Source organism: Paracoccus wurundjeri (genome assembly GCF_030678915.1).
GTDB classification, from domain to species: Bacteria; Pseudomonadota; Alphaproteobacteria; order Rhodobacterales; family Rhodobacteraceae; genus Paracoccus; species Paracoccus onubensis_A.
The window spans coordinates 363,493-373,444 of sequence record NZ_JAUUTZ010000002.1; the positions used below are offsets into that span (position 1 = coordinate 363,493).

Consider the following 9,952-nt stretch of genomic DNA (forward strand, 5'->3'; position numbering starts at 1 on the left):
CCAGCCCGCATGCCAGCGTTCCAAGCTTGAAGGATACCCGATGACCGATCTGCATGGTGACCAGCATGACGGCTGGATGCCGCTGACCCTCGCGCAACTCGATTTCTGGGAGGAGTTCTGTTTTCACTCCGACAAGCCGATTTCGACCGTTGCCCATTACGTGACCATCGACGGCCTTGCCGATCCGGCGGCGCTGGCCGAGGCGATTTCCCGCACCATTGCCGAGGCGGATGCCCTGTCCCTGCGCTTTAAGGAACTGCCGGACGGTCGTGTCCGCCAGCGGCACGACTCTGCCTATGCGCCCCGGCTGGCGCAGTTCGATCTGCGGGATGAACCCGATCCGGATGGCACGGCCATGGCAAGAATGCGCGGGGATTTCGAAGCGGTTCTGGATCTGCGCCGCGATCCCCTGTCCGTGCAATGGCTGTTCCGCACCGGAGAGGCCCGATGGATCTGGTATAATCGTGGGCATCACGCGGTGCTGGACGGCTATAGCATGCTGCTTTTGGAACAACGCTGCGCACGGCTCTATCGCCATCTGACCGGTAAGGGGCCGGCGGGCGATCCTTTCCTGCCTTTCGCCCGCTTCATCGAGGAAGATCAGGCTTATGCGCAGGGATCCCGTTTCCCGAAAGACCGGGACTATTGGGCCGGCTATCTCAGCGGCGAGCTGTCATTCCCGGTCCTGAAAAAGGGCGGCGAGGATTATGGTATCGACGGTCTGACGGCGTTTTGCGCCTTGCCCGAGGATTTTCCGCAACGGATGAAAAGCTGTGCCGAGCGGCTGAAAACCGGCTGGCCCGATCTTCTGGTGCTGTTGGCGGGGGCCTATCTTGCGCGGCGATTACCTTATTCCGGCGCCGCCCTGCCATTATGGCTGCCCTATATGAGCAGGCTTGGCAGTGCCGCGGCGATGATCCCCTCGCTTGCGGTGAATATCCTGCCGCTGCTGGTCGATGTCCCGGATAATGAAACGCTGGAAGATCATGTCGCGCGGCTCTCCGGCGATCTGCGCAGCCTTCGGAAACACGGGCGTTACCGGGTCGAGCAGCTTGCCGCCGATCGCGGCATCGGCGAGGGCAGCCGGTTCTTCTTTTCACCACTGGTCAATCTGCTGCCGTTCGATCCGCCGGAATTCGATGGCTGCATCTGCGAACGTCACGTTCTGTCGAACGGTCCGGCGGACGGGTTCAACATCACCTTCCGCTCGGGCGGCGATGGCGGCGGCATGTCGCTTTACCTCGAAGCCGATCCGACCATGACCTCCGCCACCGAGTTCGACCGGCATTGCCGGGACCTGCCCGCCTTCCTGTCGCGTGCGCTTGATCCCGCCAATGCCGCGCGCGCTATCGTGGCGCTGCTGGACGAAGAACCCGCGCCGGCGTGAAAGCGCGGCAGGGGCCAGCGCGGGACGCAAAATCAATCCCGCCATCCTATCGCAACGCGCGCGCCGCCAATTCGCTTAACGGCAGTGCCGCCTGCGCCGGATCGGCCAGAAGCCGGAAGGTTTCGCCGACGGTCGCGGTGATGCGTTTCACATCCGTTTCGCCATAACGATCCGAACGGTAACTCATCATCACGCGCAGGCTTCGTTCCTGACCGATGACATCCTCGACAACCTCGAATTGCAGGCCAAGGATCGACTCGGCCTTTTCCGGATCGATCTGACGGAAGCGGATGCGCTTGCCATCGGGCAGGTCAAAGCTGCCATTCATGGGATTGCGGGCATGGATCTGGATGAATGCCTCGAAGATGCGATCCATTGGCTGCGGCTGCCCGGTCAGCCTTTCACTGACCAGATCCAACGGAATATCGGCCTGCGGCATCGAGCCGTTGATCATGTCGCGGACCTGACCCACCAGTGCCCGGGCCGTCACGCCCTTGGCAAAGCGGGTGCGGTGGGCGACCATGGTGGTAAAATAACCGATCGTGTCGAAGAATTCCGCCTCCAGCCGGCCCGAGGCGGATGTTCCGATCAGCAGGTCGTCTATCCCGCCCAACCAGTGCAGCGCCGCCGCGATTCCGGCATAGACCACGTTGAAGGGCGATGCGTTCTCGGCCTTGGCGAGCGCGTAAAGCCCTTCGGCAATCTCCGGCTCGACGCGCAATTCGACCCATCCGCCCGCCGGAGAGCTGTCGCCCTCGGCGCTACCGAACAGCGGCGCGGCTTCGGGGGCGCCGCGCAGCATTTCGGCCCAGAAACCCAGATGCGCCTCATTCGGGCCTGCTGCGTCCTGACGTGCCGCGAATTCATGGAACGGCGCGGGCGTTTCGGGCCAGACCGGGGCGTTTCCGGCTGCACGGCTGGCATAGGCCCGGGCGAGATCCCCGATCAGCAGGCCCACGGACCACTCGTCCAGCACGACATGGTGGAACAGCATCGACAGGATCTGTTCGCCATTCTCGGCAAGAAACCGCAGGCGCAGCGGCAATTCGCGGGCAAGATCGAAGACATGGGCGGCCTCGGTTGAACGGGTTGCGCCATCTGCCTCGGATGAGGACCAGAACCAGCGATAGCTGTCCAGATCGGCCATCGGCACGACGGTCTGGCGCGGCTTGCCCCCCTTGTCCGAGAACAGGCTGCGCAGGACGGGGTGACGTTCCAGAACATCGCGAAATGCCTGTGCGAATACCGTTTCGTCCACCGGATCAAGGAAGCGCAGGCCGAAAGGGATATTGAAGATATCGCCATAGCCAAAGCCCGCATAAGCGCGCCACAGCGACGCCTGAGCCAGCGATAAGGGCGCAGAGACGGGCGCATCGGATGCCGGTTCCGGTTGCGCCGGAACCTCCCCGCATGGTTCCGGCCCGGTTCTTGTCGCCCGCCCGGCCAGAGACGCCGCGCTTGAGTGGCTGAACAGATCGCAAAGATGGATCTCGATCCCGTGCTTGTCCAGCAGCCGGCCGATAACGCGGGTTGCGGTCAGGGAATGACCGCCGAAATCGAAGAAATCATCTTCCGGTCCCAGATTATCGTCATGCAATGCCGCGCGAAATTCGCTTAGGATGACCTGTTGCAGATCAGGGCTGGCATTGGCGGCAGGAACGGTGGCTTCGGCGGTCGTGACAGGGATCGATGGTACAACCGAAGGAATATCGGCCGCCCCCGATTTCAGCCGCGCGGCGCAGCGTTCCAGCACCAATCCCGCGGCCATAGGTGAGATATCGTGCCCGGCCAGCATTTCCAGCCCGGTATTCCCGCGCAGCCCGACCAGCAATCCCGTGCCGGTGAATGCCGTGTCCAGCGGCTGGCGCGTGACCGTCACTCTGTCAAGTGAAAGCGCGGGATGGGTCAGTTGCGCCACCGCAAGCGATGATTCCAGCGGCAATGCCAGGGCAAGATCGGGCAGGGGGTGCGCGACGGTTTCGATATCGGGGGCAGGCGTGCCGGTAACTTCGGTGAAGGCGGCGGCAAGCTGATTGGCAAGCTCGGCCGTCGAGGTCGTTGTTTCCAGGACAAGACGGATCGGTTGCGGCAGCGCTACCCTGATGTCCGAGCGCAGCCCTGCCAGCGCATCGGCGCCGGGAGGGTGTTTCCCTTGCGGCAGCGCAGGCCCCGGCTTGACCGCATATGGAAGCGGGCTGCCGTTATAAAGGGCCGTCAGGGCGTGCAGGCCTGCATTTGCCACCTCTGCCCCGCCAGCAAGCGCGTGAAAGGCCAGCCCCAGCATCGCCCCGTCGGGCAGCAGGACCAATGCGCATCGGAACGGCGTTTCGGATTCCGGATCCCAGGGGGCGGTTTGCAACTCCTGCAGCGCCAGGACCGCTTCGGATTCAGAGATGGCGTGATGCAGACGGGCCGATACATGGGCGGGGCGGGCGCAAAGCTCTCCGTCATCGGTCATGACCAGAGAGTGCGCCAATTGCGGTATCGCGGCGGGAAGTTCCTCCAAGGCGCGGATCAACCGCGTCGCGTCCAGCTTTCCTGTCAGGCGGAAACCCAGCAACGCGGCCAGAACCGTGCCGGGCTCCTGCTGCTGCTGCAACCAGATATGTTCATGCCGCTCGGTGATTGAAACCGCGCTTTGCGGCAAAGCAGAATCCCGTGCCGAACCCGGCGCGATTGCAATATCGGAGAAATTATTTGGCATCTTGGTCTTTCGGAATATCGATTCATGAGGCCCCGAAGGTCAGCGGCCAACCGAAAGCACAGACAGGGGGGTACTTGCCCGACCGCGCCACCGGAATGGCTGCATGACGCGCCTTGCGGGTCGGGCTGGGGCATCAGGAACAGGCGCAGTCAATGCGCAGACTTGCCCGCTGTCAACCCCGGCGACCAGTCGTTTGAAGGAACTGGCAGGATCGCGCGGCAACATCCCTGTTCGTGACGCGCGTGCAAACAGGTTGCGCCGCGCGGTTCCTGTGCCGTGGCGGCATGCAATCCTGATTTCAGGGGGCGGGTACGCAATGCGCCCACCCTTGGAATTGACCGGCTCAGACCTCGGCGAGGATACGGGATCGCAGCGTCACCGTGGCGGCGTCTCCGGTGTCGCGGCGGGAACGCGGAAGCTCTACCTGCACGTCCAGCGCCACGCCCTGATCGCGCAGGACGATCACCCGGTCAGCAAGCCTGAGCGCCTCGGAAACGTCATGGGTGATCAGGACGGTCGTGAAGCCATGCTCGTGCCAGATACGCTCAAGCAGGCGGTGCATCTCGCCACGGGTAAGCGCGTCAAGAGCGCCAAAGGGCTCGTCGAGCAGCAGGACGCCGGGATGGCTGACCAGCGCGCGCGCCAGGGCGACCCGCTGACGCTGGCCGCCCGAAAGCACCGCGGGCCAGTCATTCGCGCGATCGGCCAGCCCGACATCTTCAAGTGCAACCGTCGCCGCCTTGCGCCAACCTTCTTGACGGGCGATGCCGACATTGCCGATCACCCGCTGCCACGGAAGCAGTCGCGCATCCTGAAACAGCAGGCGGGTGCTTGGCTGAAGCGACTCGACGATCCGGTCACCGACGATGATCTTTCCCGCGGTCGCCTGATCAAGTCCCGCGATCAGGCGCAGAAGCGTCGATTTCCCACAGCCGGAACGGCCGACGATTGCCACGAATTGCCCCGCCGGAATGGTAAGGTCGATATCCGAAAGCACGCGCCGGTCGCCGAAGGATTTGCTCATGCCGTCGATCACGATCGATTGGGCCTTCGACGGGTGCTCCGATTGCGATTCCCGGATATCCGTTCTGACCGGCGAAATGGCTGCGCTCATATTCATCCTGTCGTCCTTTCCTTTGCCTGATAGGCCGGGTGCCAGGCGAGTGCCTTTGACTCAAGCGCGCGCGTGGCCGAGTCGGCAAGCTTGCCAAGCAGCGCGTAGACGATGATCCCAAGCACGACGATATCGGTTTGCAGGAATTCGCGGGCATTCATCGTCATATAGCCGATGCCGGAACTTGCCGAGATCGTTTCCGCCACGATCAGCGTCAGCCACATGATGCCAAGCGCATAGCGCAATCCGACCAGGATCGAGGGCATCGCCCCGGGCAGGATGACCCGCCAGTACAGTGCGAAACGGCCCAGTCCATATACCCGCGCCATCTCGATCAGGCCGCTATCGACCGTGCGGATGCCGTGGAAGGTATTAAGATAGATCGGAAAGGCGCTGCCAATGGCCACAAGGAAGATTTTCGCCTCCTCGCCGATACCGAACCACATGATCACCAGCGGGATGATCGCCAGATGCGGCACGTTCCGCAGCATCTGCATCGAGGAATCGAACAATGTTTCGGCAGGCCGCGAGATGCCGCACAGAACGCCAAGCACGAAACCGGTACCGCCGCCGATAAGAAGGCCCTTGAACGCGCGTTCGGTCGAGATCGCGGTATGGGTCAGCAGCGTGCCGTTCCAGAGGCTTTCCCAGAACGCCGCGAATACAGCGCTTGGGGCAGGCAGAAGCCGGCTTTCGATAAGCCCGCTTCGGGCCATGATCTCCCATGCGATCAGAAGGACGAGGGGCAGGGCCCAGGGCGCAAGCGTCCGAAGCACCGCCGAACGTCCGCCGTGGAACCGCTTCAGCACCGTTGCAATCATGATGTCGCCGCCGCTGGTCGCCGGTCATTGGCGATGGTCTCGCCGAATGGCCCGGTATTGACGCCGACCGCCGGGCGTTCCGGGGCATGCGCCAGCGGCAGCAGCGGAAACACCAGTTCGGCGAAACGATAGGCTTCTTCGAGATGCGGGTAGCCGGACAGGATGAAGCTGTCGACGCCGACCGCGCGATATTCTTCCATCCTCGCCGCGACCTCCTCGGCCGAACCGACCAGCGCCGTACCGGCACCGCCGCGCACAAGGCCAACGCCCGCCCACAGATTGGGGCCGACGACAAGCTTGTCGCGCTTGCCGCCATGCAGCGCGCTCATCCGGCTTTGGCCGACCGAATCCATGCGGGCGAAGATCGATTGCGCCTGCGCAATGGTCTTGTCGTCGAGGTTGGCGATAAGCCGGTCCGCCGCCGCCCATGCCTCTTCCGAGGTTTCCCGGACGATGACATGCAGACGAATGCCGAAGCTAACCTTGCGACCAAGTTTGCCTGCCGCGGCTTTGACCTTGGCGATCTTTTCGCCCACCATCGCCGGAGGCTCGCCCCAGGTCAGGTATTTATCGACCGTTTCCGCCGCGACGTCGATCGCGGCCTCGGACGAGCCGCCGAAATAAAGCGGCGGGTTCGGTGCCTGCACCGGCGGATACAGCAATTGCCCGTCTTCGATACGAATATGTTTGCCGCTGGTCGTGACGGTTTCTCCGGCAAGCAGCGCCTTGTAGACATGCAGGAATTCCCGCGTGACCTCGTAACGCTCGGCATGGCTCATGAAAATGCCATCGCCCTTGTTCTCGATCGGATCACCGCCGGTCACGACATTGATCAGCAGCCGCCCACCCGAAAGCCGGTCAAGAGTCGCTGTCATGCGCGCGGCAAGCGTCGGCGGCTGCAACCCGGGCCGGACAGCCACAAGGAAACGCAGCTGTCTGGTCAGCGGCACCAGCGTCGAGGCGACGATCCAGGCGTCTTCACAGCTTTTCCCGGTCGGCAGAAGCGCACCGTAATAGCCAAGCTGATCGGCGGCACGCGCGATCTGGCTGAGATAATCAAGATCCGTGGCCCGGCCTCCGGTGGCGGTTCCAAGATATCTGCCATCGCCATGGGTCGGGATGAACCAAAAGACATTCACGCTGGACGGGGTGTTTTGCGAAATACTCACGACTTGCCCTCCTTGGTGGCATCCGCGATCGAAATCGCGGTTGGAATGAGCTCAAGTTCAAAGAAAACGTCGGCGATCGCTTGCTGCGCCGCGATTATCTCGGGGGTGATCGGCTCCACCCCATAGGTCCGCCGTTCTACCGCGACGTTCAGAATTTCCGCAGGCATTCCCACAGAGGGCGCGAATTGCTCGGCGACCTCACTGTGATTCTCGTTGATCCAGCCATCGACCTTATCGATCGCTTCAAGGATGGCGTCGACAGCCGCCGGATCGCCATCGACGAAATCACGGGAGGCAAGATAATATTCCCGGTTTTCGACAATATCCGTGCCATCGGCAAGTTGCCTTGCCCCGGTCGCGGCTTCTGCGGCGGCCAGGAACGGCTCCCAGATCACCCAAGCGTCAAGGGCACCTTTCTCGAATGCCGCCCGTCCATCCGCGGGGGTCAGGAAGGCGACCTCGACATCCGAATAAGAAAGGCCCGCGGCTTCAAGCGCCTTCACCAGCAGATAATGGACATTCGAACCCTTGTTCAGCCCCACGGTCTTGCCCTTAAGGTCGGCGACCGATTGAAGGGGGCTGTCTTCGGGAACAAGGATCGCCTCGGCTTTGGGGGCGGGTGGCTCGACCCCGACATAGACAAGCGGCGCACCCGCAGCCTGCGCGAAGATCGGCGGCGCTTCGCCGGTCGTGCCGAAATCGACGGCGCCGACATTCATTGCCTCGAGCAATTGCGGCCCGGCGGGAAATTCGGTCCATTCGACCGTGTAGCCCTGCGGTTCCAGCTTTTCTTCCAGCAGACCCTGTGCCTTCACAAGAATGAGGGTGCCGTATTTCTGAAAACCGATACGGACTGTCTTACCCTCTGCATGGGCGGCGGAAATGATCATGCCGGCGGCAACCGTGCCGGCAAGCGCGAATTTTGAAATTGCTCCGAGCAAGGAGTTCATATTCTGCGTCCTTCTTGAAGTTGCATTCCGATATGCCCGGATTCCGGGCAATGCTCGCTGATAACATAATCACGATATTCTTGATCGTGATTGTTGAGATAAATTGATTCGAGTCAACTCCGAAGTAGAATGGGGCGGTTTCCAGCAAATTCCTGCCAAGAAATACCGGGGGCAGCAGTTCTGATGCCGTCCGGTTCGCGCGGTGATATGGGTTGCATGCCCGCCGTTTCGGGTGGCATTGATCGGCAGGCACAAATATTTTCCGTGCGCATGTCACATCTGCGGATCCTGAATCGTCATCAGTATCGGAACCAACAGAAGGAACCGAACCATGACTGCAAAACTGAACCCCGTAGCTGCGGCACCCGACCTTATGACAGGCTGGTACAAGATTTCGGTCGCCGTTAATCAGAGCCTCGAGCCGAGTTTGACCGAACTGGTCAAAATCCGCGCCTCGCAGATCAATGGCTGTGCCAATTGCATCAATATGCACACCATCGAGGCCCGCGAGCAGGGAGAGACCGAACAGCGTATCTACCTGTTGTCAGCATGGCGCGAAGCGCCTTGCTATACCGATCGCGAACGTGCCGCGCTTGGCTGGACCGAGGCATTGACCAGGCTTTCGGAAGCGCATCGGCACGAAGAGGCCTATGCCGCTCTGGAGGCGCAGTTCACCGAAGAGGAGCGCGTGAAGCTGACCCTGATCATCAACATCATCAATGGCTGGAACCGTATAGCGGTTGGTTTCGGCGGGTTTATCGATCCGAAGGATGCAAAGACCCTTTGGGCTGAAACCCGGGCGGTTGCCTGATGGCAGAGGCAGGGCAAGAGGATGCAACGGTCGGTTTCGATCCGTTGCGTCCAAAGCTCATGCGGGTCGCTTACCGTATGCTTGGCTCTGTCGCTGATGCCGAGGATATGGTGCAGGAGGCCTTCATCCGCTGGATGAAGGCCGACCGCAGCGAGGTGCGCGAGCCCGAAGCCTATCTGCGCCGTATGATCATGCGGCTTTGCCTGGATCAGCTGAAATCGGCGCGCCGCCAGCGCGAGACCTATATCGGGCCATGGCTTCCCGATCCTGTCCTTGATGAAGAGGACGAAGACGAGGATATAACGCTGCCGCTGATGCTTGCATTGGAACGCCTTTCGCCTTTGGAACGGGCGGCTTTCCTGCTGCATGACGTGTTCGGGATGGATTTCGAGGAAGTCGCGGCCACCATTCAGCGGGAACCGGCGGCATGTCGTCAGCTTGCGGTCCGGGCGCGTGGCCATGTCCGCAATGCCCGACCCCGTTTCCAGATCGGGAAACAGCGCGGGCTTGAGTTCGCGGAAGCCTTTTTCAACGCCTCGCGCAGTGGCGATATGAAGGTGCTGGGCGATATGCTTGCCGCCGATGTCAGCTTTCACACTGATAGCGGCGGCAAGCGCCCTGCCGCAAAACGGCCGATCATCGGTTTCGATGCCGTGCTGAACCTGCACGAATATCTGTCCGCCCACTACCTGAAAAACGGCTCGGCGCTACTGCGGGTCGGGTTGGTCAACGGGCTGCCGGGTTTCGTCACGAGGGAAGCGGATGGCGAGATTCAGACAACCGCGCTGGAGATCGAAGAAGGCAGGGTGGTCGCAATCTATATCATGCGAAATCCCGACAAGTTACGGCATCTGCACTAGGGTCGGGTCGCGCTGCATCGGAAAGGCCGGTTATTTGCGTCCCGCGATGGGGGGGGGGGGGGGGGGGGGGGGGGGGGGGGGGGGGGGGGGGGGGGGGGGGGGGGGGGGGGGGGGGGGGGGGGGGGGGGGGGGGGGG

At 62.1% G+C, this 9,952-nt stretch carries 8 protein-coding genes; 3 read left to right on the forward strand and 5 right to left on the reverse strand.

All coding sequences use genetic code 11. From position 1 onward, the window contains the following. The first annotated feature begins 40 nt into the window (after nt 1-40). Nucleotides 41-1,387: a condensation domain-containing protein gene (locus Q0601_RS04015; protein ID WP_305287387.1), complete on the forward strand. Its 1,347-nt coding sequence runs from the start codon at nt 41-43 to the stop codon at nt 1,385-1,387. A 46-nt stretch (nt 1,388-1,433) separates the two neighbouring features. On the opposite strand, the gene Q0601_RS04020 is transcribed toward Q0601_RS04015, so the two are convergent. The 5 genes from Q0601_RS04020 to Q0601_RS04040 form a co-directional block, all read right to left on the reverse strand. Next, nucleotides 1,434-4,091 (reverse strand): condensation domain-containing protein, encoded by a 2,658-nt coding sequence (locus Q0601_RS04020; protein ID WP_305287389.1) that lies wholly within the window; start codon nt 4,089-4,091, stop codon nt 1,434-1,436. A 343-nt stretch (nt 4,092-4,434) separates the two neighbouring features. Beyond that, a complete protein-coding gene (locus Q0601_RS04025; protein ID WP_305287391.1) occupies nt 4,435-5,211 on the reverse strand; it encodes an ATP-binding cassette domain-containing protein in 777 nt (258 codons plus the stop codon). Next, nucleotides 5,208-6,026, reverse strand: a complete 819-nt coding sequence (ssuC, locus tag Q0601_RS04030; RefSeq protein ID WP_305287393.1) for an aliphatic sulfonate ABC transporter permease SsuC — start codon at nt 6,024-6,026, stop codon at nt 5,208-5,210. Before ssuC ends, Q0601_RS04025 begins: the two co-directional genes overlap by 4 nt. Continuing rightward, nucleotides 6,023-7,195: an FMNH2-dependent alkanesulfonate monooxygenase gene (gene ssuD, locus Q0601_RS04035; protein WP_305287394.1), complete on the reverse strand. Its 1,173-nt coding sequence runs from the start codon at nt 7,193-7,195 to the stop codon at nt 6,023-6,025. Before ssuD ends, ssuC begins: the two co-directional genes overlap by 4 nt. Then, the gene (locus tag Q0601_RS04040; protein ID WP_305287396.1) at nt 7,192-8,145 is read right to left on the reverse strand and encodes a sulfonate ABC transporter substrate-binding protein; all 954 of its coding nucleotides are present in this window, start codon (nt 8,143-8,145) and stop codon (nt 7,192-7,194) included. The genes ssuD and Q0601_RS04040 overlap by 4 nt, the downstream gene beginning before the upstream one ends. Nucleotides 8,146-8,476: 331 nt before the next feature. On the opposite strand from Q0601_RS04040, the gene Q0601_RS04045 reads away from it, so the two are divergent. Next, nucleotides 8,477-8,956, forward strand: coding sequence for a carboxymuconolactone decarboxylase family protein (locus tag Q0601_RS04045; RefSeq protein WP_305287398.1), 480 nt, complete (start codon nt 8,477-8,479; stop codon nt 8,954-8,956). Beyond that, nucleotides 8,956-9,816 carry a sigma-70 family RNA polymerase sigma factor gene (locus Q0601_RS04050; protein ID WP_305287400.1) on the forward strand — a complete coding sequence of 287 codons (861 nt, stop codon included), beginning with the start codon at nt 8,956-8,958 and terminating at the stop codon, nt 9,814-9,816. The genes Q0601_RS04045 and Q0601_RS04050 overlap by 1 nt, the downstream gene beginning before the upstream one ends. The last annotated feature ends 136 nt before the right edge of the window (nt 9,817-9,952 follow it).

Bases quoted from the DNA above. Each gene is read 5' to 3' on its own strand.
- Q0601_RS04050 (WP_305287400.1), top strand. From the start codon at position 8,956: ATGGCAGAGGCAGGGCAAGAGGATGCAACGGTCGGTTTCGATCCGTTG.
- Q0601_RS04045 (WP_305287398.1), top strand. From the start codon at position 8,477: ATGACTGCAAAACTGAACCCCGTAGCTGCGGCACCCGACCTTATGACA.
- Q0601_RS04025 (WP_305287391.1), bottom strand. From the start codon at position 5,211: ATGAATATGAGCGCAGCCATTTCGCCGGTCAGAACGGATATCCGGGAA.
- Q0601_RS04015 (WP_305287387.1), top strand. From the start codon at position 41: ATGACCGATCTGCATGGTGACCAGCATGACGGCTGGATGCCGCTGACC.
- Q0601_RS04020 (WP_305287389.1), bottom strand. From the start codon at position 4,091: ATGCCAAATAATTTCTCCGATATTGCAATCGCGCCGGGTTCGGCACGG.
- ssuC (WP_305287393.1), bottom strand. From the start codon at position 6,026: ATGATTGCAACGGTGCTGAAGCGGTTCCACGGCGGACGTTCGGCGGTG.
- Q0601_RS04040 (WP_305287396.1), bottom strand. From the start codon at position 8,145: ATGAACTCCTTGCTCGGAGCAATTTCAAAATTCGCGCTTGCCGGCACG.